The sequence below is a fragment of the Rhodococcus sp. 05-340-2 genome (assembly GCF_002258915.1).
Lineage (GTDB): Bacteria > Actinomycetota > Actinomycetes > Mycobacteriales > Mycobacteriaceae > Rhodococcoides.
The window spans coordinates 737,760-764,567 of the sequence record NZ_NOYU01000027.1 but is presented as its reverse complement, the minus strand read 5'-3'; the positions used below and the strand labels follow the sequence as shown (position 1 = coordinate 764,567).

Genomic DNA, 26,808 nt, shown 5'->3' with positions numbered 1-26,808 from the left:
TAGATCTGCCCTTCGATGTGAAGAACACACCAATCGTTATTCGGGTGTATTACCGAGATGCGAATCGACGACCGGCCCGATCACCGTGGCAGCGTCCGCATTGGTCATCTCGTTGTGGAAAACGTCGACATCGTGGATGACGATATCTCCTGTCACATACGGCCGCCATTCTTGCGGGGATCGAACAATTCCATCGCTCGCACCCTTAGTTGCGGAGAAGAACAAAACATCTCCGTCGAAGACGTCCGGGACGAATTCGGCCATTATTCGAGTCGAGTTCTCGAATCCCGCATTGATACGTCGGAGATGGTCGGCAGAAATACCGGTCGTCTGCCCCAACGACTCGTCGAGTAGTTCGACGCCCCGTTCGTAGGTCAACGGCTCGGACGACGGTTGTGCCGTCAGGTCGAGCCCCAATCCCGCAAGCAGATTCTCGACGCTCAACGCTCCCCCGTCCGGTTCGCCGTCGTGGCCGTCGACGTAGCTGTCCAGCAGAGCGAGCGTCCGAACATCGCTGCCGGTGCTGCGCAGTTCCACGGCTATCGCATGAGCGAGCGAGCCGCCGAGCGACCACCCGAGAAGGTGGTAGGGCCCCACCGGCTGGACGGCACGAATCTCGTCGGCGTAGCGGTGTGCGAGATCGCGAATGGATCCGAAGGTCGACCCTTCCACGATGCTCGGCAGCTGCAGGCCGTACACGGGACGCTCGTCGCTCAGCTGTGAGACGAGACCGGCGTATCCCCACGACAACCCGATTCCCGGGTGGACGCAGAACAACGGGGCCTTGGACCCGGTACCGCGCAGCGGAATCACGACTCCGAACACCGAGTCGAGATCCGCGCCCCCGGCGTCGGCATCTGCGGCGACGCGTGCGGCCAGCCCTGCCGGTGTCGGATCGACGAACAGCGCTTGCAGTGGGACCCGGACTCCGATGGCGTTCTCGATGGCGGGCACGATCTTCGTGGCCACCAGCGACGTTCCGCCCAGCTCGAAGAAGTTGTCGTCCATGCCGACCCGATCGACCCCGAGAACCTGAGCGAACGCATCGGCGATAGCAGCTTCCACATCGGTCGTCGGTGCCCGGTACGGCGTTGTCGACGTCGTCAGTTCCGGAACCGGCAGTGCCCGCCGATCGAGCTTGCCCACAGGAGTGAGCGGAATGTCGTCGAGCTCGATGATCGCCGACGGAACCATATGCCGTGGAAGCATTTTGGCGACGCGATCGCGAAGTGCTTCGGTGTCGACCGATTCGCCGTCGGCCGCGAGGACGTAGGACACGAGAACTGTGTCACCGGACGCCGCCGTGTGCCCGATCGTGGCGGCGAACCCGACCTGGTCGTGCTCGGTGAGGGCGGAGTCGATCTCACCGAGTTCGATACGGAAACCGCGCACCTTGACCTGGAAGTCACTGCGGCCGACGAACTCGACGGCCCCTGCACTTCCCCAGCGCACGACGTCACCGGTTCGATACATCCGATCGCCCGGAGTGCCGAACGGATCGGCGACGAAGCGCTCGGAGGTCAGCCCGAAACGACCGAGGTATCCGCGGGCGGTACCGGGGCCGGCGATGTAGAGCTCGCCCGACACTCCGGCCGGAACCGGCCGCAGTCGTGCGTCGAGCACCTGGAACCGGAAACCGGTTCCAGGCCTGCCGACGTCCACTGCGCCACCGGGCACCAGCGGTCCACCGACACTTGCCTGGATGGTGGTCTCGGTCGGACCGTAGCCGTTGAACATCTTGCGGCCCGGTGCCCATTTCGCCACCAACTCCGGAGTGCATGCCTCACCTCCGACGGCAAGGACCCGAACGCTGCCCAGACGTGACTCGTCGATCGACGACAGCGCCGCGGGAGTCAGGAACGCATGGGTGACGTGTTCGGATTCGAGCAGGTCGGCCAAGTCGCCGCCGCCGAAGACTCCCGGCGGCACGATCACGACGGTGGCACCGACGCCGAACGCCATCGTCAGCTCGTAGATCGATGCGTCGAAACTCGGCGACGCGATGTGCGACACACGCGAATCCCGAGTGGGGCGGAATCGCTCGAGCACCTCGGCCTGGAGGTTGGCCAAGCCACGGTGCCGCACTGCAACGCCCTTGGGGCGACCGGTCGAACCCGAGGTGTAGATCAGGTAGGCGGGGTGGTCGATGTGCAGGGTCGCCGTGCGCTCGACGTCGGTCACCGCGTCTGCCGGATAGCGAGACAACTCCGCGGAAATTTCCGGATCGTCCAGCACCAGCCACGGAACGGTGTCGGGCAGCGATTCTCTGCTGTCGATGTCGGTCAGACCCATTGCGGCACGGGAATCTTCGAGCATGTGCGCGATTCGGTCCGCCGGGTAGTTCGGATCGACGGGCAGGAAGGCGGCACCGGTCTTGGCCACAGCCCACACCGACAGCACCGACTCGATCGATCGAGGCAGCGCCAACGCGACGAACGTCTCGGGACCGACGCCGTAGTCGATCAGCATTCGAGCGATTCGGTTGGACCAGCTGTCGAGATCGGCGTACGACAGGCTGATGCCTCGGTAGGTGACGGCGACTGCGTACGGGTCGAGCGCGACGGCCGCCGCGAGCAACTCCGGCCACGTCCGGACCGCCGCGTCCGCGTTTCCTCGCGCCGGCACCAACTCACGTTGCTCGTCGGCGCCCAGAATTTCGATGTCTCCGACCACCGTGTGTCGGTCGCGTCCGACGGCATCGAGAACTCGATTCAGTCGCGCCGCGATGGCCTCGACGCTGGCCGCGTCGAACAGCGATGTGGCGTAGTCGAACGCGGCCTCGAAGCCGGACGGACGCCCGTCCTCGTCGAAGGTCTCGGACAGCAGCAACTGCAGATCCTGCTTGGCCACGGGAACGTCGAAGTCGAAGCCCTCCACGCGTAGGTCCGGAAGCTCGACCGAGGCCTTCTCGTTGTTCTGGAACGACAGCGCAACCTGCGAGAGCGGAGCGTATGCGGTCGAACGAGTGGGATTGAGAACCTCGACGATTCTCTCGAAGGGCATTTCGGTGTGATCGAATGCGTCGAGATCGTGTGCCTTGACCTGGTTCAGCAGGTCGTCGAACGAAGCGGACTCGTCGACCCGACTGCGCAGCACGAGCGTGTTGACGAACATGCCCACGAGGTCGTCGAGTGCAGCGTCACCGCGCCCGGCCACCGGGGTGGTGATCGCGATGTCGTCGGTACCGCTCAAACGAGCCAGAACGACGGCGAACGCGGCGTGCAGAACCATGAACATGCTGACGTTCTGTTCGCGAGTGATGTCGACGAGGGCCCGATGGATGTCGGCATCGACGGTGAAGCGAACTCGGCCACCGCGGAAGTCCTGAGTGGTAGGCCTCGGCCGGTCCGTCGGCAACGGCAACAGATCGGGAAGACCCGCGAGCGCAGTGGACCAGTGCTCGAGCTGAGCCGCTGCCACGCTCGACGCGTCCTGCTCGTCTCCGAGCAGCGACCGTTGCCAGATCGTGTAGTCGGCGTACTGGACGGGCAGCGGCTGCCAGTTCGGTGCCATACCTGCGCTGCGCGCCGAGTACGCGAGCACGACGTCGCGAGCGAGAGGTGCCATCGAGGCACCGTCGGCAGCGATGTGATGCACCACCATGGCGAGCACGAAGACGGGATCCTGGGATGCGTCGACGTCGATATCGAGCACCTCGAACAGCTCGACGTGTACCGGAATTTCGGTGGTCACGTCGAATCCTCGACCTGCCAACAGAGCGACGCGATCGGTCAGAACAGCGGCATCGATCCGTTCGGATTCGACCACAGGCGCGACATCGGCGGCCGGGTGCACGAGCTGCACCGGGAACTCCGGGCCGTCGGGGAAGGTCGTGCGCAGAGACTCGTGGCGTCCCAGAACGTCGACCACCGCGTCGGCCAGCGCAGCGGTGTCGAGCCGCCCGGTCAGTTTGACGACCAGCGGCACGTTGTACGCGGCCGACGAGGTGTCGAACTGGTTGATGAACCACATACGCTGCTGGGCGAGCGAGAGCGGAATGTGCTCCGGACGCGCCGCCGCAACGAGAGCCGGGCGCTGCGCGCGAGTGTCGGACGTGCCGACCGCGCTTGCCAATCCCGACACCGTCGGGGTCTCGAAGATCGTGCGCACACCGATCGAGGTGCCGAACTCGGCGTTGACGCGAGCGATCACCCGCGTTGCACTGAGCGAGTCGCCACCGAGCTCGAAGAAGCCATCGTCTGCACCGACTCGATTCACCTCGAGAATCTCGGCGAAGACCGCAGCGACCGTCAGCTCGGCAGGCGTGCTCGGCTCTCGGTACGAGGTGGCCGAGCCGAACTCGGGTACGGGCAGTGCGGCGCGATCGAGCTTGCCCACCGGAGTGAGCGGAATCGACTCGAGCACGACGATGGCGCTGGGCACCATGTGCGACGGCAGTGCGGCGGCGAGGTGATCGCGCAGAACCGCCGTGTCGAAAGCATCGACCGTCTCTGCTGGGCTGTCTCCCGTCAGGCGTACGTACGCCACGAGAACAGTGGCACCGTTCGGCCCTGGAGTTCCGAAGGTGGCTGCAAAATCCACCGCCGGATGCGCGGAGAGTGCGGCGTCGATCTCCCCGAGTTCGATGCGGAAGCCGCGGACCTTGACCTGCGAGTCGCTTCGACCGACGTACTCGATGGTCAGATCGGCCGACCAGCGCACCACATCTCCGGTGCGGTACATCCGGGCGCCGGGAGCGCCGAACGGGTCGGCGACGAATCGCTCGGCCGTCAGCCCCATCCGATCGTGGTAACCGCGGGCCAGTCCGACGCCCGCGAGATACAGCTCACCTGCAACCCCGATGGGAACCGGCTGCAGCCGCGAGTCGAGGACCACCTCGTACACACCCCGCACCGGCCCGCCGATCGAGACCGGCTCGCCGGCGACCATCGGTGCGCTGATGTTGGACATGATGGTGGCCTCGGTCGGTCCGTAGCCGTTGAACAGGTTGCGACCGGGAGCCCACTTGGTGACCAACTCGGCCGGGACGGCCTCGCCGCCGACGACGACATCGGCGAACGTGTCGAGACCGGCCGGATCGACCGAGGCGAGGGCGGACGGGGTGATGAAGCCGTGAGTGACCGATTCCTCGGCCAGCAACGATGCCAGCTCGGCGCCGCCGTACACCGTGGGCGGAACGATCACCATCGTGGCTCCGACGCCGAACGCGAGCAGGTACTCGAGCACGGACGCGTCGAAACTGGGCGACGAAACATGCAGTGTGCGTGAGTCCTTCGTGACCCGGTAGCGCTCGCGCTGCTCGGTCGCGAAGTTGTCGAGGCCGGTGTGGGTGACTACGACCCCCTTGGGAACTCCGGTCGAACCCGACGTGTAGATCGTGTACGCGGCACTCGAGAGGGTGACGCGACCATGGCGTTCGTCCTCCGCGATGGGCTCGTCGCTCACCGCGTTCGGACCGTCTGTGCCGAGGTCGTCGAGAACGATCCACGGGACGGTCGACGGCAGACCGTCGAGATGAGCGCGGGTGGTGACACCGAACGTTGCGCCGGAGTCGGCCAGCATGTGTTCGATGCGATCGGCGGGGTAGTTCGGATCGACCGGTACGAAGGCGGCTCCGGACTTCGCGACGGCCCAGACCGTCAGCACCGACTCGATGGAGCGAGCGATCCCGAGCGCTACGAACGTCTCGGGGCGCACACCGTGGCCGAGCAGAATGCGCGCGAGCCGGTTCGACTGTCGGTCCAGCTCTCGGTACGTCAACTCGCCGTCGACGCTGCGGACTGCGATGGCGTCAGGATCGACGGCAGCTGCGTCGGAGAAGATCTCCGGCAACAACCGCGCCGACCGGCCCTCGAGTCCGAACACCGGAGCCAGAGAGGCGAACTCGGCATCGGCCAGCAGCCGGAGTCGAGCCAGTGGCTGCTGTTCGTCGGCAAGGACCGCGTCGAGTACCCGTTCGACTCGATCGACGATCGCGTGCACGTCCTCGAGCTCGAACAGCTCGGGCAGGTACTTGGCCTTGAGGTTGAGGCGCTCGTCGACCGACGACACCAGAGTCAGCGGGTAGTGCGCGGCGTCGGTGCCGAGGATGTCCGTCACCTGCATGCCTGCGAAATCTGTTGCCGCAGAAGCTCCGGCGCGATCGACCGGGTACGACTCGAACACCGTCAAGGTGTCGAATGCGACGCCGGCACCGGCCGCGCGCTGGATGTCGGTCAGACCGAGGTAATGGTGGTCCAGCAGTGACGCCTGCTCGGCCTGGACGCGATCGACCAAGGCTCCGAGTGTTTCGCTTCGATCGAGAGTGACTCGAACGGGCAGCGTGTTGATGAAGAGCCCGATCATGCCCTCGATACCGGAGACCTCAGGCGGCCGACCCGACACCGTGGCGCCGAAGACGACGTCCTCGCGTCCGGTCAGAGTGGCGAGCACGATGCCCCACGCGGTCTGAACGAGGGTGTTCAGAGTGGACCCGCGTCGCGCCGCGAAATCGCGCAGAGCCGCTGTGGTCTCTATCGACAACGACCGCTCGGTCTCGCTCGAGACGGTGGACAACTGGCGACCTCGATCACCGGTGACCAGTAGCGTCGGCTCCTCGACACCGGCCATCGCACTGACCCACTGCGCAGTGGAGATCGCGACGTCGCGTTGCCGCATCCACGCGAGGTAGTCCCGGTAGGCGGGCACACGCGGGAGCATCGAGTCGTCGGACTCGGTGACGTAGAGGGTGATCAGTTCCTTGACGACCAGCGGTGTCGACCATCCGTCGAGCAGGATGTGGTGATTGGTCAGCAGCAGTCGCCAGTGATCGTCGGCGAGGGTGATCAGCGTGAATCGAAGGAGCGGCGCAGAGTCCATCTCGAACCGCACACCGCGATCGGCTGCGAGGACGGCCTCGAGCGCAGCCTCGACGTCGGCCTCACCGCGCAGATCGACCTGGGACCACGGCACTGTGACCGAACTCTGCACGACCTGCAGCGATTCGCCGGTGCTGTTGTGTACGAAGGCTGCCCGCAAGTTCGGATGACGAGAGACGAGCTTGTTCACAGCTGCTTGCATCCGCTCGGCATCGACGACGCCACGCAGCTCGAGACCGAGCTGCACCATGTATGCATCGACGCCTGCGCTGTCGCTGCCGACCTCGCCTGCGAGGCGCGCATGGAAGAGCAGACCGGCCTGCAGTGGCGACATCGACCACACGTCGTCGAGGTCGGGGAACCGCTTCTCGAGCACCTCGATGGAGCGCTGATCGATGTCCACCAGCTCGAGGTCGGACGGGGTGAAGCCGCCCGCACCCTCGGCCGAGGCGTGCTCGGTGATCGCGGTCAGTGCTTGCGTCCACAGTTCGATCAACCGATCGACCTCGTCCGCACCCAGGATCCCGGCCGGGAACGCGAAGGTGGCGTCGAGCTGCGGACCGTCGGGTGTCGAGGTGGTCACGGCGTTGATGTCCAGCGCGGCAGGTACGGGCATGTCCGGGTTCTGCGCATCGCCCAGTTCGGCGTCGGCGACCGGAATCCAGCCCACGTCTTCCATACCCTCGGACGATCCGGTCGAGAATCGCCCGAGGTAGTTGAAGCTGACCTGTGGAGCGGCGAAGTCGGACAGCGCCTCGGTCCCAGCGGAATCGAGGTACCGCAACATGCCGTAACCGATTCCGTGATCGGGAATCTCGAACAGCTGTTCCTTGACGGCCTTGATCAGTGCACCGGCAGAGTCTCCACCCGACAACGCGTCGGCGATGTCCACCGAACCGAGGTCGAGTCGCACCGGGAAGATCGTGGTGAACCAGCCGACGGTTCTGCCGAGATCGGCTCCGGGAACCACGGCGTCTTCACGGCCATGGCCTTCGAGCGTGATCAGCGCACTGCGGACAGCGGCTCCCCGTTCACGACGCCATGCCGTGAGCGCGAGAGCCAACCCGGCCAGGAGGCCGTCGTTGACGCTGCCCCGGAAGACATTCGGCACCGTGGTCAGCAGACGCTCGGTGACCTCGACCGGAAGCGATGTGCGAATGCGCTGAACGGTGGCGTCGACATCGACGCTCTTGTCCAGTGGTCGCGAACCGATCGTCGGATCGTCGCCGCTGAGAATCCGCTGCCACAACCCGAGCTCGTCGGCGCGGCTCGCGGTGACCTCGGTCAATCCGGTGGACCACCGTCGCATCGACGTGCCGATCGGTGCCAGCACAGGCTCGTCGCCCGCGACGATCTGGCTCCAAGCCGTGGCCAGATCGGGAACGAGGATGCGCCAGGACACGCCGTCGATGACGAGGTGGTGCGCGACGACGAGCAGTCGGCCGGACCCGTTCGGGCCCTGGAACCACACCATCTGGACCATGACCCCGTCGGCGGGGACCAGTCGATCCGCTGCGGCGTCGAGTTCGGTTGCGGCGCGGGAGGAGAACTCGGCACCGTCCACGGAATCGACCGAGACGGCATGGATGACCGACGCGGCGGACACGGTCCCGATCGGAGATACGTCCTCGTGCCAGATGCCGTCCGCATCCTCGAACAGCCTCGACCGGAGCATGTCGTGACGATCGAGCACGGCCTGGACGGTGCGCTCGAGAGTCTCGCTCTCGATACCGACCGGAAGCTGAAGCAGGGCAGTCTGGGTGTAGCGACCGAAGTCGGTGCTGCGGTCCAACATCCAGCGAACGACGGGTGTGAGAGGCAGCGAGCCGACTCCCCCACCGTCGAGTTCTTCCAGTACGACGACGTCGCCCCCGAGAACAACGACCTCGGCCAACGCCGCGACGGTCTTGCGCTCGAAGATGTCGCGCGGAGCCAGGACCAGACCGGCCGCCTTGGCGCGTGAGACCAGCTGGATGGACATGATGCTGTCGCCGCCGAGAGCGAAGAACGAGTCGTCGACGCCGACGGTGTCGAGGCCTAGGACATCGGCGAACAACCCGGCGAGGATCGACTCGACTTCGGTTGCCGGCAAACGGCTTTCGGTCACGTTGGCGGAGAAGTCCGGAGCCGGCAGTGCTCGGCGATCGAGCTTTCCGTTGGCGGTCAGCGGCAGCTCGTCCAGCACGATCAACGCAGCCGGAACCATGTACGACGTCAGTGAGTGTCCGACGAATTCGAGAACGGCGGAGTGATCGAGTGTTCGACCCGCTTCGGCGACGACGTATCCGATCAGTCGATCACCGAATCCGTCGTCTCGAACCGAGACCACGGAAGCGGCGACACCGTCGAATGCGAGCAGCGCACTCTCGATCTCGCCGAGTTCGATGCGGAAGCCGTGCAGCTGTACCTGCATGTCACTGCGGCCCAGGTACTCGAGTGCCCCGTCGCGATTCCACCGCGCAGTGTCGCCGGTGCGGTACATGCGGGCACCGGCTTCTCCGGCCGGATCGGCGACGAAACGGGTGGCCGACAGACCGGCCCGGCCCAGGTAGCCGCGAGAGAGCTGTGCCCCGGAGACGTACATTTCACCGGTCACACCCGGCGGAACCGGATTCAGACGCGTGTCGAGCACGGCGACGCGCAGTGCGGGGATCGCCTGACCGATGACACTGGCCGAGGCCGACGCCGCGAACTGCTCGGTCAGGGCCAGGTGGCTCACGTGGACCGTCGTCTCGGTGATGCCGTACATGTTGACCAGAGTCGGCGCGGACTCGTCGTGTCGGGCGTACCAGCGAGCCAACTGACCGAGATCGAGTGCCTCGCCGCCGAAGATCACGTAGCGCAACGACAGGTCGGAGTCCGCGGTGCCGGCGAGGCTTTCGGTGGCCACTCGATCCGCTTCCGCGAACTGGTAGAACGCCGTCGGTGTCTGGTTGAGCACCGTGACCTTCTCGCGTGCCAGCAACTCGCGGAACAGCTCCGGGGAGCGCGCCGTGTAGTAGTCGACGACGACGAGCGTTCCACCGTGCAGCAGCGGTCCCCACAGCTCCCACACCGAGAAGTCGAACGCATACGAGTGGAACATCGTCCAGACGTCGCGATCGTCGAAATCGAAGAGATCAGCGGTGTTGGCGAACAGCGTCGCCACGTTGCGGTGCGCGATCTGCACACCCTTGGGTCGACCGGTGCTGCCCGAGGTGTAGATGACGTACGCGATCGAGTCGGCACTGGTGCCACCCGAGCGGTCCGCATCGGTCAGCGGCGCACCCGACATGCCGTCCAGTTCGGCGATCAGTTCGGGCGAATCGATCTCGAGGACATCGAGATCCGAGGCAGGTACTGCCGCACTGTCGGCGACCGTGGAGATCACACAGACCGGCGAGGCATCCTCGAGCATGAACGCCAGCCGATCCGCTGGGTAGGACACGTCGATCGGAAGGTAGCCGCCACCGGACTTGATCACCGCGAGCAGCGCGACGATGAGCTCCTCGTTGCGCGGCATCGCGACCGCCACGAGCGATTCCGAGGTCACACCGCGCTGGACGAGGAGTCGTGCGAGTCGATTCGACCGGTCGTCCAACTCGGCGTAGGTCAGCGTGCGATCTCCGAAGACGACTGCGCGCGAATCGGGGAATCGCGCTGCAGCAGTGGCGAATCGATCGAACAACGTTGCATCGGATGCCACGAGGCCCGCGTGATTCCACTCGCCCGTCATGGCGTCGAGCTCGCCCGGGAGCAGGAGATCGATGTCGCCGACGGCGCGCTCCGGATCGGCCGTCACGGCGGTGAGCACCGCGCCGAACCGCGCCGAGAACTCATCGACGGACGATTCCTCGAACAGGTCGACCGCGTAGGTGATCGCGGCGGTCATTCCGGCCGGTGCGCCGGACTCGTCGAACTCCTCGGCGACGGTCAGTTGCAAGTCGAACTTCGCAACGTGCGCGTCGATGTCGACTGCCTCGACCGTGAGCTCCGGCAGTTCGAGCGTCGCGGACGTGTTGTTCTGGAATTCGAGTAGCACCTGGAACAACGGCGAACGGTCGGTCGAACGGGTCGGGTCGAGAACGTCGACCAACCGCTCGAACGGAACATCGGTGTTCTCGAACGCCGCCAGATCGGCCGTACGAGTGGCTCGAAGCAGATCGGTGAACGAGAGCTGCGGTGCCACCTCCGTGCGCAGAACCAGGGTGCCGACGAACATGCCGACCAGATCGTCGAGTGCGGCGTCACCTCGTCCGGCGATCGGAGTACCGACCGCGATGTCCTCGGTGCCGCTGATGCGTGCCATCAGGATCGACCATGCCGCGTGGACGGCCATGAAGACGGTCGCCTCGTTGGCGCGTGCGAGGTCGACAAGTTCGGCATGAGTGGTGCGGCCGATCTCGAACCGAACACTGTTGCCGCGCATGGACTGCCGAGCGGGCCGCGGGTGATCGAGCGGCAACGGCAGCACGTCGGGAAGATCCGCCAGGGCTGTCTTCCAGAAGTCCAACTGTTGCGCGGCAATGGACGAGGGGTCGGACTCGTCGCCGAGGACGGTGCGTTGCCAGATCGCGAAGTCCGCGTACTGGACGTCGAGCGGTGCCCACATCGGAGCGCCGGCCGCTGCGCGAGAACCGTAGGCGACCATGACGTCTCGTGCCAAGGGTGCCATGGACGCGCCGTCGGCGGCGATATGGTGCACGACGATCGAGAGCACGAACTCGTCCGGTGCCACCCGGTACAGGACCGCGCGGAACGGTAGGTCGGTCGACACGTCGAATCCTGTTGCGGCAGCGGCCGAGATGGCCGCAACGACCTCGGTGGCGTCCAGATCGACGACGGCGAGTTCGGTCCTCGCCGTCCGAACGTCGAGGATCTTCTGCTCGGGGCGCTCCCCGTGGGTGGGGAACACCGTGCGCAGCGACTCGTGACGTTCCAGGACGTCCCCGACGGCCGCGCTCATCGCAGCGATGTCGAGTAGACCCGTCAGTCTCACCGCGAGCGGGATGTTGTACGCCGCCGAGGTCACGTCGAACTGATTGATGAACCACATTCGTTGCTGCGCGAGCGACAACGGAATCGAATCCGGTCGCGGCTTCGCCACGAGTGCGGGACGGCGCAGGGTGCCGACCGGGTTGCTGTGCACCCGCACCGCAAGTGACTCGACGGTGGGCGCCTCGAACAATGCGCGGACGGTGATCGTGGTTCCGAGGGCAGAGTTGACGCGGGCGGTGAGCCTGGTGGCACTGAGCGAGTCGCCACCCAGATCGAAGAAGCTCGAATCGATTCCGACGCCGTCGATCCCCAATACCTCGCCGAAGATGTCGGCAATGATCTGCTCGGTGTCGTTGCGCGGTGCACGCGAGTCGCCCCCGAGATGAAGATCGGGTGCAGGCAGTGCGTTGCGATCCAGCTTGCCGGCCGGTGTCAACGGAATCGACTCCAGTGCGACGAAGGCCGTCGGGATCATATGAGTCGGTAGTGAACTCGACACGTGCGTGCGCAGAGCTGCCGCGTCGACCTGCTCGCCGGATCTCGGAAGAACGTAGGCGACCAGAATGGTGTTGCCCGTCGGGCCGTCGACACCCACCGTGGTCGCGAACTCGACGGTCGGATCGTCGGTCAGGACGGCGTCGATCTCGCCCAGTTCGATGCGGAAACCGCGCACCTTGACCTGGAAGTCGCTGCGACCGACGTACTCGAGCGTTCCCGACTCGGTCCACCGCACCACGTCGCCGGTGCGGTACATCCTGGCACCGTTCTCGTCGAAGGGATTCGCGACGAAACGGTCTGCGGTCAGCCCGAAGCGGTAATGGTAGCCACGTGCCAGTGCCGGCCCGGCGAGATAGAGCTCGCCCGCAACTCCGACCGGGACGGGATGCAATCGTGCGTCGAGAACGACCTCACTGAAACCGATTGTCGGCGAACCGATGTCGATGGCGGAATCGACGTGCAGTCGATCACTGATGGACGAGAAGATCGTCGCCTCGGTGGGACCGTACGCGTTGAACATACGACGGCCCGGTGCCCAGCGGGCCACGAGCTCGGGCGGACACACGTCGCCACCGGTTGCGACCACGGCCAACTCGGTCAGCCCGGCCGGATCCACCGATGCCAGTGCAGCGGGCGTGACGAACGCATGCGTGACGCGCTGTGCTGCGAGCAGTTCGGCCAACTCGGTGCCACCGTAGACCGACGTCGGCGCGATGACCATGGTCGCGGCACCGGAGAACACCATGAGCAGTTCGAGTATCGAGGCATCGAAGCTCGGGGACGCGAACGCGAGAACCCGAGCGTCCGGGGTCACCTCGAAACGAGTCCGCTCCTCCTCGGCCAGATTCGCCAACCCACGATGGGTGACGGTGACGCCCTTGGGAACACCCGTCGAACCCGAGGTGTAGATCAGGTACGCGACCTGATCGATGTGCATCGGGCGAACACGGTCGCCGTCGCGAACCGGCGCGGTCGGGTGACCGGCGAGCTCGGCACGCGTGTCCTCGTGGTCGAGCACGGTCCACTGAGCAGAGCCGAGATCCGAGACCGCGGCCACGTGCTCGGACAGGGTCAGACCGATCGACGCGTTCGAGTCGACGAGCATGTGTTCGACGCGATCGCGCGGGTAGCTCGGATCGATCGGCAGGAATGCCGCCCCGGTCTTGGCGACTGCCCAGATGGCGAGTACGGATTCGACGGACCGTGGCAGAGCCAGCGCAACGACAGTTTCCGGGCCGGCACCGCGAGCGATCAATGTTCTTGCGAGAGCTGATGATTGCGCGTCGAGTTCGGCATAGTCGACGGTGCGGCCGGCGCTCCACAGAGCGGTGCCGTGCTGGTTCGAAGCAGCGGCGTCGGTGAAGATATCGGGAAGCATCCGAGCATCGGACGATGCCGGTCCCCGAACCGGTGCCACCCGGCGCAGTTCTTCCTCGGACAGCAACGACAGCGATCCGACACGTCGACCGGTGTCGGTGGCAATGGCTTCCAGAACCCGCACGATTCTGTCGACCGTCGCCGCGACGACGCTGTGCTCGAACAACTCCGGTAGGTACTTGGCCTCGATGTGCAGCCGATCGTCGACCATGGCGACCAGCGTCAGCGGATACTGCGCTGTGTCGCTGCCGTCGTGCACGTCGTGCACCTGCATTCCGGCGAGGTCGGTCTCCGCCGACAATCCCGCGCGGTCCATCGGGTACGACTCGAACACCGTCAGGGTGTCGAAGGCGACGGAAGGTCCCACCGCTCGCTGAATGTCGGTGAGGCCGAGGTAGTGGTGATCGAGCAGAGCGGCCTGTTCGGCCTGCACCCGCTCGAGGTACTCACCGAGTGTCTCCGACGGATCGAGCACGATCCGCACCGGCAGAGTGTTGATGAACAGACCGACCATCGACTCGATGTCGGAGACCTCAGGCGGGCGTCCGGACACCGTGGCACCGAACACGACGTCGGAGCGTCCGGTCAGAGTGCCGAGGACCAGGGCCCACGACGCCTGGACCATGGAGTTCATCGTGACGCCACGGGCACGAGCGACGCTGCGCAGGCGGTTCGTCTGCTCCACGTCGAGCGAGACCAACGAACGCCCGGCCAACGTCGACTCCTGGCGTCGGCTCTCCACCGGCGTCAGGAGCGTCGGCTCGGACAACCCTGCGAGCGCGTTCGTCCACGCTTCCAGTGCCGACGAGCGGTCGCGCTTGGCCAGCCACGACAGGTAGTCGCGGTAGGCGGGAACCCGCGGGAGCACGGTGTCGTCGCCGTCGACGACGTAGAGCGTCAGCAGGTCCTTGAGCAGCAGCGGCGTGGACCAACCGTCGAGCAAGATGTGGTGGTTGGTCATCACCAGACGCCACTCGCCCGGTGCCACGGTGATGAGCATGAAACGCAACAGAGGTGCTTGCGCCATGTTGAATCGGGTGGCACGGTCGTCGTGTTCGATGCGATCGAGCTCGACGGCTCGATCTTCGACGTCCAGTTCGGTCAGGTCGATCGACGACCACGGAGCGTCCACGTCGTGGTGAACGATCTGGATGGACTCGCCGTCGTTGTTGTGAACGAAAGCTGTTCGCAGGTTCGCGTGTCTACGCAGGAGCGCCCGAGCAGCACGCCGGAATCGCGCCTCGTCGACGCTACCGCGCAACTCCAACACGAGTTGGACGATGTAGGCGTCCACGGACTGATCCGACAGCTCGGCGTGGAACAGCAATCCGGCCTGCAGGGGCGTCATGGACCAGATGTCGTCCAGCGTGGGATAGACCCGTTCGAGGTCGTCGATGGAACTCTGATCGAGCCGCACCAGATCGAGATCGGACGGCGTGAAGCCACCTGCCCCCGGTCGCTGGGCGAGCTGTGTCAGCGCGGTCAGAGCCTGACGCCAAAGCTCGGCCAGTTCGCCGACCTCGTCGGCGTCGAGCACACCGGTGGGGAAAGCGAACGTCGCCTCCAACCGCGGGCCGGTCGGCGTCGCGGTGGTGACGGCATTGATGTCGAGCACTGCTGCGACCGGTAGATCGTGGTCCTGCGAATCGCCGACACCGGAGTCGTCGACCGGCAGCCAGCCGTGTCCGCGAAGCTCGTCCGGAACATCGGTGCTGTAGCGCCCGAGGTAGTTGAAACTGATCTGGGGAGCGGGGAAGTCGCGCAGAGCAGCGGCACCGTCCTCGTCCAGGTAGCGAAGCATGCCGTACCCGATGCCGTGGTCGGGAACTGCCAGCAACTGTTCCTTGACCGACTTGATCAGACGCGCTGCGTCGACACCGCCGGCGAGGGCATCGTCCAGGTCCAGACCGGCAAGGGTCAACCGAAGCGGGTAGATCGTGGTGAACCAACCGATGGTCCGGCCGAGATCGGCACCGGGTACCACGTGGTCCTCGCGGCCGTGACCCTCCAGCGAGATCAACGCGTCGTCCATGGCCACTCCCCGACCACGTCGCCACACCGCCGTGGCGAGCGCGAGAGCGGCGAGCAGGCCGTCGTTGACGCTGCCGTGGAACGCGTCGGGCAGTGCCGTCAGCAGACCCTCGGTGACGTCGGTGGACAGCGACAACTCGACCTTGTCCACTGTGCCGTACACGTCGATCTCGCGATCGAGTGCTCGCGATCCGATGAGCGGATCCGGTTGTGCCAGAACATCGCGCCAGATCGCCAGCTCGTCGCCGCGGGTGGCGGTGACCTCACGCAAACCGTGCGACCAACGACGCATGGAGGTGCCGACCGGAGCCAGCTCGGGCGTGTTTCCGCCGATGATCTGGGCCCATGCCGACGCCAGGTCCGGAACCAGGATTCGCCAGGACACGCCGTCGATGACCAGGTGGTGGGCGACGACGAGCAGACGGCTCCCCTCGGAGCCGGCGTCGAACCACACCATCTGGATCATCACACCGGAATTGGGAGCCAGCCGGCCGACTGCTGCTTCTGCCTCGACCGTGGCCTGCTGCGAGAATCCGTCTCCGCGAACGGTTGTCGACGTCACGCGGTGCACCACCGAGTTCGCCGAGACCGATCCGACGGGCAGGACCTCCATCGTGGGGTGCTCGCCGCGGTGCAATACGCCGCGGAGCATGTCGTGATGATCGAGGACCGTCTGGACGGTGGCCTCGAGCACCTCCAGCTCGATGTCGACCGGAAGAGTGAGAACCGCCGTCTGCGTGTGCTTGTCGAGGACTGCCGTCCGATCGAGCATCCATGCCACGATCGGAGTCAGCGGTACGTCGCCGACACCGCCACCGGGCAACTCCTCCAGCACGAGAGGTGCGGTGCCGTCCGCGGACGCGACCACCTCGGCCAGAGCCGCAACGGTCTTGTGCTCGAACACATCTCGTGGCGACAGGGACAGTCCGGCCGCCTTGGCGCGCGAGACCAGCTGAATCGACATGATGCTGTCGCCGCCGAGGGCGAAGAACGAATCGTCGACGCCGACGCGGTCCAGGCGAAGAACCTCGGCGAACAATCCGGCCAACGTCTTCTCGACCGCATTGTCCGCATCGCGACCGGCCGTGACCTGAGCGGACCAATCCGGTTCGGGGAGTGCGGTGCGGTCGAGTTTGCCTGCCGGAGTGAGAGGAATCGACTCCAACATCACGAACGCCGACGGCACCATGTGCGCAGGCAGCATCGAACCGGCATGCTCACGCAACGCATCGACCTCGACGACCGTACCCGCCACCGGCAACACATACGAGACCAACACCGTACTGCCGGCAGCACTCTCACGCCCGATGGTCACCACGAAATCGACACCCGACACCGCAGCCAACACCGAATCGATCTCACCCAACTCGATCCGGAAACCACGCACCTTCACCTGAAAATCGCTACGCCCCACATACTCCAACGCACCCGAGGCATTCCACCGCACCACATCACCGGTGCGATACATCCGCGAACCCGCACCACCGAACGGATTGGCCACGAACCGATCCGCCGTCAAACCCAACCGCGCGTGATACCCACGAGCCAACGCCGGACCCGCCAGATACAACTCACCCACCACACCCACCGGCACCGGATTCAACCGCGAATCCAACACCACCTCCGCGAAACCGATCGTCGGAGAACCGATATCGACCGACTCCCCCACCACCAACGCCGACGAAATCGACGAGAAAATCGTCGCCTCCGTCGGACCGTACGCATTGAACATCCGCCGACCCGGCGCCCACCGCGCCACCAACTCCGGCGCACACACATCACCACCGGTCACCACGACCTCGACCGACTCCAACCCCACCGGATCCACCGACGCCAACGCCGCAGGCGTGACGAACGCATGCGAGACCCGCTCCTGCGCCAACAACGACGCCAACTCCACCCCACCGAACACCAACGGCGGCGCAATCACCATCGTCGCCCCACCCGAGAACGCCAACACGAACTCGAGAATCGACGCATCGAAACTCGGCGACGCAAACGCCAACACCCGAGACGACGGCCCCACACCGAACCGCACCCGCTCCTCGGCAGCCAAGTTCCCCACACCACGATGAGTGACCACCACACCCTTGGGCACACCCGTCGAACCCGACGTATAGATCAGATACGCCGCATCATCGAGCCGCAACACACCCGAACGCTCCGCATCCAACACCGGAGCAGACGACCGAAACGCCAGATCCGCCACCACATCCGCATCATCGAGCACCACCCACGACACCCCACCCACACCCGACAGCGCACCCACATCGGCACCCAACGTCACACCCACCACAGCACCCGAATCGACCAACATGTGCTCGATCCGATCCACCGGATAATTCGGATCCACCGGCAAGAACGCACCACCGGCCTTCGCCACCGCCCACACCGCCACCACAGACTCCACCGACCGCGACAACGCCAACGCCACGAACGAGCCCGGACCCACCCCACACGACATCAACATCCGCGCCAACCGCGACGACGCCGCATCCAACTCACCATACGAAACAGACCGCGACCCCGACACCACCGCAACACCACCGACACCAGCAACACCCACCGCACCAGCCAACAACTCCGGCAACACCACACCCACCACAGACCGCGGACCACGAACCGGAGCCAGCGAGTCGTACTCGTTGGCAGACAGAATTTCGATGTCACCGACTCGGATGGACGGCGTGGCCGTCACCGCGTCGAGGATTCGGACGAGGCGATCGGAGAGAACGCGGACGGTATCTGCGTCGAACAGTTCTGTGGCGTAACGGAATCCGGCTTCGATGCCGGCCGGTGCTCCGGACCTGTCGAATTGTTCCGAGATCGTCAACTGCAGGTCGAAGTTGGAAATGTCGTTGGGTAGCTCGATGCTCTCGATCGACAGTCCGGGCAACGTCACCGTCGGTCGGTCGGTCTGCTGGAACTCGAGCATCACCTGGAACAACGGTGCATGGGCAGTCGATCTCGCGGGATCGACCGCATCGACCACTCGCTCGAACGGGACATCCGAATGAGTGAACGCGGCCAGGTCGACGGAGCGAACGTCCGAGAGCAGGTCCTCGAACCGTGTCGAACCGGGCACCTGGGTACGCAGTACGAGCGTGTTGACGAACATGCCGACGAGTTCGTCGAGGGCGGCGTCTCCTCGGCCCGAGATCGGCGTTCCGACAGAGATGTCCTCGGTACCGGACAGTCGCGCCAGAAGGACGGCCAGAGCTGCGTGCACGATCATGAAGGAGCTCGAATTGTGCTCGGCGGCAACAGCAGCAAGGCGAGCGTGAACCGACGCGTCGATCTCGAACGTGACGCTCTCGCCGCGCAGGGATGCCACTGCGGGACGCGGGCGATCGGTCGGCAACGTCAGGACCTCGGGGCTGCCCGACAGTGTGTCGACCCAGTAGGTGAGCTGCTTGGCCATCAACGACTCGGGATCGGACTCCGCGCCGAGGAACCGGCGCTGCCACAGCGCGTAATCGGCATACTGCACCGGCAACGGTTCCTGGCTCGGTGCGTGCCCTGCGGCGCGGGCACTGTAGGACACCATCAGGTCGCGGGCGAGCGGGGCGCTCGAGAAACCGTCGGAGGAGATGTGGTGCACCACCATCACGAGCACGTGCTCGTCCTCGCGCACCCGAACCAGGCGGACTCGCAGCGGAACATCCGCCACCACGTCGAAGCCCGAGCCGGCGACGTCGGCGATCAGCTCCGAGACGTGACGCTCGTCGTCCGCGAGAATCGGAGTCAGATCCGGCTGTGCCGTTGCCACGTCGAGGATCGACTGCACGGGAACGTCGTCGGTCAGCGGGAACATCGTGCGTAGCGACTCGTGCCGGCTCAACACGTCGCCGATGGCCGAGTGCATCGCGTCGACATCGAGCACACCGTTCAAGCGCATGGCGAACGCGACGTTGTAGGCAGCCGACTCGGTGTCGTACTGATTGATGAACCACATCCGCTGCTGTGCCAGCGACAGCGGCACCACATCCGGTCGCTCCTGCGGGACCAGCCCCGGCGCGGCTGCAGCGTCGTGCTCGCCGATGTCGATGCCTGCCGACAACGCGCGCACGGTGGGCGCGTCGAACAGATCCCTGATGCTGATATCGGTTCCGAGTGCGGCGTTGATTCGCGCGACCAACCGCATCGCGATCAACGAGTTGCCACCGATCTCGAAGAAGCTCGACGTGACGCTGACCTGAGCGATACCGAGCAGATCGCCGAAGATACCGGCGACGATCTCTTCGACCGGGTTCTCGGGGCCGAAGAACTCCGACGCGGCGACGGTGAATTCGGGCGCAGGCAATGCCTTGCGGTCGAGTTTGCCGCTGGCGTTGACCGGGAGCGAGTCGAGTACCACCACGTGTGAGGGCACCATGTACCCCGGGAGGCGGCGCGCGGCCTCGGCGGTCAGAGAGGTGGGGTCGACGGCGAAGCCGTGCGCACCGACCACGTAGGCCACGAGGGTCTCACCGGTGTTCGGGTCCTTGTGCACCAACGCGATCGCCTGGGCGACCGACTCGGATCGAAGGAGAACCGACTCGATCTCGGGGAGTTCGATGCGGAGTCCGCGCAGCTTGACCTGGAAGTCCGTTCGGCCGATGTACTCGAGTTCGCCGTCGGCACGCCAGCGCACCAGATCGCCTGTGCGATAGAGCCTCTCGCCCGGCTCGCCGAACGGATCCGCGACGAAGCGATCCGCTGTGAGATCGCCGCGACCGACGTACCCACGAGCGAGTTGCACGCCGGCGAGATACAGCTCGCCGGGAGCACCGATCGGAGCCGGTCGCAACGAGGCGTCGAGCACGTACAAGCGGGTGTTCCACACCGGTGCGCCGATGGGGATCGAGACGGCGTCGCGCCCGGTGACGTGGTAGTAGCTGACGTCGACTGCCGCTTCGGTCGGACCGTAGAGGTTGTGCAGTTCCGCGAGGGAGAACTGTGCGAACTGCGCGGCGGTGGCAGGCGGAAGCGCCTCGCCGCTGCAGAACACCAGTCGAAGCGAGACACATTCCGCGGCCCGCGCCCCTGCCGCGAACACCGCGAGCATCGACGGTACGAAGTGCGCCGTGGTGATGTGCTCGTCTGCGATGATGCGGGACAGGTACACGGGATCGCGGTGTCCGTCGGGTTCGGCCACGACGAGCTTGGCACCGACCTGCAAGGGCCAGAAGAACTCCCACACCGAGACGTCGAACGTGGCCGGTGTCTTCTGGAGAACGGTGTCCGCAGGCTCGAGGTGATACTCGTGCTGCATCCACAGCAACCGGTTGACGATGGCTGCGTGCGTGACGGCGACACCCTTGGGCCGACCGGTCGAACCCGAGGTGTAGATGACGTATGCGGTGTTCGAGCCGTGCAGTCTTCCCGAACGGTCCGAATCGGTGACCGCGGAGTGGTCGCGATCGGACACGTCGAGCAGGTCGACGGCGAGGACCGGAGTTGCGACCGGGATGTTGATCCAGTCGCGGCTGGTGGTCAGGATGCACACCGGCTGAGCGCTGGAGAGGACGTAGGACGAGCGCTCGACCGGATGGTCCGGGTCGATCGGCACGTACGCACCACCGGCCTTGACGATCGCGTACATGCCGACGAGCAGGTCGATCGACCGTCGGATCGCGAGGCCGACATGGGATTCGGGTGTGACGCCGAGCGAGATGAGGTGTCGCGCGAGCTGATTCGCTCGTTCGTCCAATTCGAGATAGGTGATGTGCTCGTCCTCGAACACGAGTGCGGTCGAGTACGGACTGCGCTGCACCTGTCGATCGAAGAGGCTGCTGAGCGTCATGTCGACGTCCCCGGCCGGAACCTGCTGGTGGACCGGAGGTTCGATCAGACGTGCGGTGTCGTTCCACTCGAACAGGACGAGCTCCCGCTCCGCGGCGGACAGGATGTCGATGTCGCCTGTGCGTACGTCCGTCGAGGTGCCGATGGTCGACACGATCCGCAGGAACCGATCCACGAACCGGTCGATGGTCTCGGGGTCGAACAGATCTGTGGCGTAGGTGAACGAAGCCGACAGTGCACCGGACCCGTCCACCGGCTCCTGGTCCACGCGCAGCTGTAGATCGAATTTTGCTGTGTCGGTGCCGATCTCCTCGAACCGAACGGTGAGATCGGGTAGCTCCAACGTGACCGCTGCATTGTTCTGGAACTCGAGGAGAACCTGGAACAGCGGTGAATGGTCGGTCGACCTCACCGGATCGAGTACATCGACCAGACGCTCGAACGGGATGTCGTTGTTGTCGAAGGCGGCGAGGTCGGAGCTACGAGTGTCGGCGAGCAGTTCGGCGAATGTTGCTCGAGGCTCGACCTGTGTTCGCAGTACGAGAGTCCCGACGAACATGCCCACGAGGTCGTCGAGGGCCGCGTCGCCGCGACCGGCGATCGGAGTACCGATAGCGATGTCCTGAGTGCCGCTCAGGCGCGCGAGCAGCAGCGCGAGTGCGGAGTGGACGACCATGAACAGCGTCGAGTCCTGTTCGGCGGCAACCGAACTCAACCGAGCGGCAACGTCGCCGGGAATCGTGAACGGGGTGACACTGCCGCGCATCGACTGCCGGGTGGGGCGCGGGCGATCGAGAGGCATCGGCAGCACATCCGGCAGATCTGCCAGAGCCGACTGCCAGAATTCGATCTGCCGCGACGCCACCGAGGTGGAGTCGCTCTCGTCGCCCAGAACGGCGTGCTGCCACAGCGCGAAGTCCGCGTACTGGACGGCGAGTGGCTCCCACAACGGAGCCGAACCCGCGGATCGGGCACCGTAGGCGACCATCACGTCTCGAGCCAGCGGTGCCATCGACGCACCGTCTGCCGCAATGTGGTGGACGACGATGGAGAGTACGAAGCTCTCCTGGCCGGTCCGGTACAGCACCGCGCGGAAGGGAAGATCGACCGTGACGTCGAAACCTGTTGTCGCAGCAATGTGGACGAGCGCGTCGACCGATGCGGAGTCGACGTCGACCACGTCGAGGGGGAGCTTCGATCCGGTGACGTCCTCGATCGGCGCGATCACCTGATTCGGTAGGTCACCCACCGTCGGGAACACCGTGCGCAGCGACTCGTGCCGCGACAGGACGTCGCCGACGGCTGCAGCCATCGCATCCACGTCCAGGCGACCCGTCAGGCGCACGGTGAGCGGGATGTTGTACGCGGGCGAGGACACATCGAACTGGTTGATGAACCACATCCGCTGCTGTGCGAGAGACAGCGGAATCGAATCGGGCCGGTCGACAGGGACGAGCGCCGGACGGCGATGCAGCGACGCGCCCTTGGCTTCGGCACGTTCCGACAGAGCTCGCACCGTCGACGCCTCGAACAGATCCAGCACCTTCAGGTCGGTTCCGAGAGCCGAGTTGACCCGCGCGATCAAACGCGTTGCCACGAGGGAGTTTCCACCGAGATCGAAGAAGCTGTCGGTCACGCCGACTCGATCGACCTCGAGAACGTCGCAGAACACGGTCGCCACCACGGCCTCGTATTCCGTTTCCGGGGCCTCGAATGCACCCTGTGAACCGAGTTCGGGTTCGGGGAGTGCGGTGCGGTCGAGTTTGCCTGCCGGAGTGAGAGGAATCGACTCCAACATCACGAACGCCGACGGCACCATGTGCGCAGGCAGCATCGAACCGGCATGCTCACGCAACGCATCGACCTCGACGACCGTACCCGCCACCGGCAACACATACGAGACCAACACCGTACTGCCGGCAGCACTCTCACGCCCGATGGTCACCACGAAATCGACACCCGACACCGCAGCCAACACCGAATCGATCTCACCCAACTCGATCCGGAAACCACGCACCTTCACCTGAAAATCGCTACGCCCCACATACTCCAACGCACCCGAGGCATTCCACCGCACCACATCACCGGTGCGATACATCCGCGAACCCGCACCACCGAACGGATTGGCCACGAACCGATCCGCCGTCAAACCCAACCGCGCGTGATACCCACGAGCCAACGCCGGACCCGCCAGATACAACTCACCCACCACACCCACCGGCACCGGATTCAACCGCGAATCCAACACCACCTCCGCGAAACCGATCGTCGGAGAACCGATATCGACCGACTCCCCCACCACCAACGCCGACGAAATCGACGAGAAAATCGTCGCCTCCGTCGGACCGTACGCATTGAACATCCGCCGACCCGGCGCCCACCGCGCCACCAACTCCGGCGCACACACATCACCACCGGTCACCACGACCTCGACCGACTCCAACCCCACCGGATCCACCGACGCCAACGCCGCAGGCGTGACGAACGCATGCGAGACCCGCTCCTGCGCCAACAACGACGCCAACTCCACCCCACCGAACACCAACGGCGGCGCAATCACCATCGTCGCCCCACCCGAGAACGCCAACACGAACTCGAGAATCGACGCATCGAAACTCGGCGACGCAAACGCCAACACCCGAGACGACGGCCCCACACCGAACCGCACCCGCTCCTCGGCAGCCAAGTTCCCCACACCACGATGAGTGACCACCACACCCTTGGGCACACCCGTCGAACCCGACGTATAGATCAGATACGCCGCATCATCGAGCCGCAACACACCCGAACGCTCCGCATCCAACACCGGAGCAGACGACCGAAACGCCAGATCCGCCACCACATCCGCATCATCGAGCACCACCCACGACACCCCACCCACACCCGACAGCGCACCCACATCGGCACCCAACGTCACACCCACCACAGCACCCGAATCGACCAACATGTGCTCGATCCGATCCACCGGATAATTCGGATCCACCGGCAAGAACGCACCACCGGCCTTCGCCACCGCCCACACCGCCACCACAGACTCCACCGACCGCGACAACGCCAACGCCACGAACGACCCCGGACCCACCCCACACGACATCAACATCCGCGCCAACCGCGACGACGCCGCATCCAACTCACCATACGAAACAGACCGCGACCCCGACACCACCGCAACACCACCGACACCAGCAACACCCACCGCACCAGCCAACAACTCCGGCAACACCACACCCACCACAGACCGCGGACCACGAACCGGAGCCAGGCGAGCGCGTTCGGCAGCGGACAACATGTCCGCGTCACCGATTCGCAGGTCCGGTTCGGTGGTCAGAGCGTCGAGAATCCGTACGAGGCGGCGGGCGAGTTGAGCCACGCTCGTGTCATCGAACAGTTCTGTGGCGTAGTCGAAAACGACAGCGTGAGTGTCGGATTCGTCGACGGTAACGACCAGATCCATACCGACGCCGTCACGCGGCAGTGCGGAAGGACCGAACCGGAGCGCAACCTGAGCAAGGGGGCTGTGTGCTTCCGATCGGGGCAGACCGAGGGCCGCGGCGACGGCGTCGAAGGACGTATCGCTGTGCGCCATCGCCGCATCGAAGTCGGTTTCGGACGCATCGACTAACTCGGCGAACGAGTGCCGAACGTCGGGTCGCGTCCGCAGCACCACGGTGTTGCCGTCACCCGCAGGCACGGCGATCGACACGTCGTCGGTGTTAGCCAGCCGCGAAAGCAGTACGGCGAGAGCGGATTCGAAGACCACGAACGGAGTGGTGGAACGGTCGGCCGCCAGTCGAGCCACCGCGGACCACGATTCGGATCCGATCGTCACCTCGTGGGATGCGCGAACATGGCCGATGCTCGAGGGCCGCGAGCGGTCGATCGGAAGATCGAGAAGATCCGGGGCGTCGGAGAGCCGGTCGGTCCAGTAGGCGAGATCGGCTGCGGCGCGTCGCCGGCGTTGGCCTTCGCGTGCGCTGGCCGGATGTACGTCGAGGACTGCGACATCGGGCCCGGCCGCGATGAAGGATTCCACCATGTCGACGAAGCTCGAATGGTGTGCCGTGAGGTCGTCGTCGTCGTACCGGTTGGGGTTGGCCCTGAAATCGACGAACGTCCTGGCCGGAGAACCGCTCTGGTACACGTTGACCAGAAGATCCTCGACCGGGCCCGAGGTGACGATGTTGAACTCGCCGACGATGGACCCGAGGTTGATCTGCTGATGGAACAGCATCATGTTGACCATCGGGCCGGACAGCTGTTTTTCGCTTCCCGAGGCCGCCAACTCGCGCCGAATGTCCTCGATGCTGAAGCGCTGATGTCGCAGGGCTCCCATCAGTTCGAGCTGTACCTGCTGTACCAGCTCGCCGACGGTAGCGTCCTGGGGGACGTGGATCGGAATGGGTGCGACGTTGACGAGCATTCCACCGGACCGGCGAAGCAGTGCGGTGGTGCGCGCGGACACCGGGATGTTGACCGAGACGTCTTCTCGCCCGGTCATCCGCGAGAGGTAGCAGCCGAAGGCGGCGATGAACACCGCAGCAGCGGTTCCGCCCTTGGTCGCGTCGGATGCCTCGAGCTCGGTGACGACATCCTCGGGTAGAGCGACGCTGCGCAGCTTGCTGGCGGCGATCGTGCGACCGGCAGTGTTGGACAGAGACGCTCCGTCGTGGATGTCCGCGGCGCGAGCCGTCCAGTACTCCTTGTCGGACTCGAAGCGGGACGACGTCCGGTATTCCTGATCGAGCTCGTACAGTCGGCGTAGCTCGGCCGCCTTGTTCGGGGCAGGCTCGACGTGTTCGACGGCCGCGGTGTACAGCGCAGCGGTTCGGTTGACGAGCGTCATGGCACCGTAGCCGTCGAGCGCGACATGGTGGATCTTGCTGTACCAGAGGTTGCGATCGTCCTCGACCTGAATGATCCAGCTCTCGACGAGGGGATCGTGTTCCATGTCGACGGGCTGGACGTAGTTCTCGTCGATCCACTGCAGCGCCGAGGTCATGGGATCGTCTTCGCCGCGCAGATCCAGGTAATGCACCGACTGGTCGATGGAGTGATCGACCATCTGGACGGGCTCGCCGTCCACCTCGGCCAGTCTCAGGTACGCAGATTGGAATTCGTGCGCCGCGAGAGCCGTCGCATCCTGGAGAACGGCGATGTCGAGGTTGCCGCGGAGGTCTACATACTGTGCGATACAGACCGGGACGTCAGGGGCCAGCTGCTGAGCGAACCACATGCCACGCTGAGCGGACGACAGCGGGAATCCGTTTTCGAAGCCGGGCCCGGTCGGGGGCGTCTGAGACCCACCGGTAATTGCTGCGCGCAT

General features: G+C 65.2%; 1 protein-coding gene. It reads right to left on the bottom strand.

Going from position 1 to position 26,808, the window contains the following annotated elements; genetic code table 11:
* Positions 1-36 precede the first annotated feature (36 nt).
* Positions 37-26,808 (bottom strand): non-ribosomal peptide synthetase, encoded by a 26,772-nt coding sequence (locus tag CH271_RS18465; protein WP_094634417.1) that lies wholly within the window; start codon positions 26,806-26,808, stop codon positions 37-39.

Excerpts from the sequence above, each read along its gene's own strand:
- CH271_RS18465 (WP_094634417.1), bottom strand. The coding sequence starts at position 26,808 with ATGCGCGCAGCAATTACCGGTGGGTCTCAGACGCCCCCGACCGGGCCC.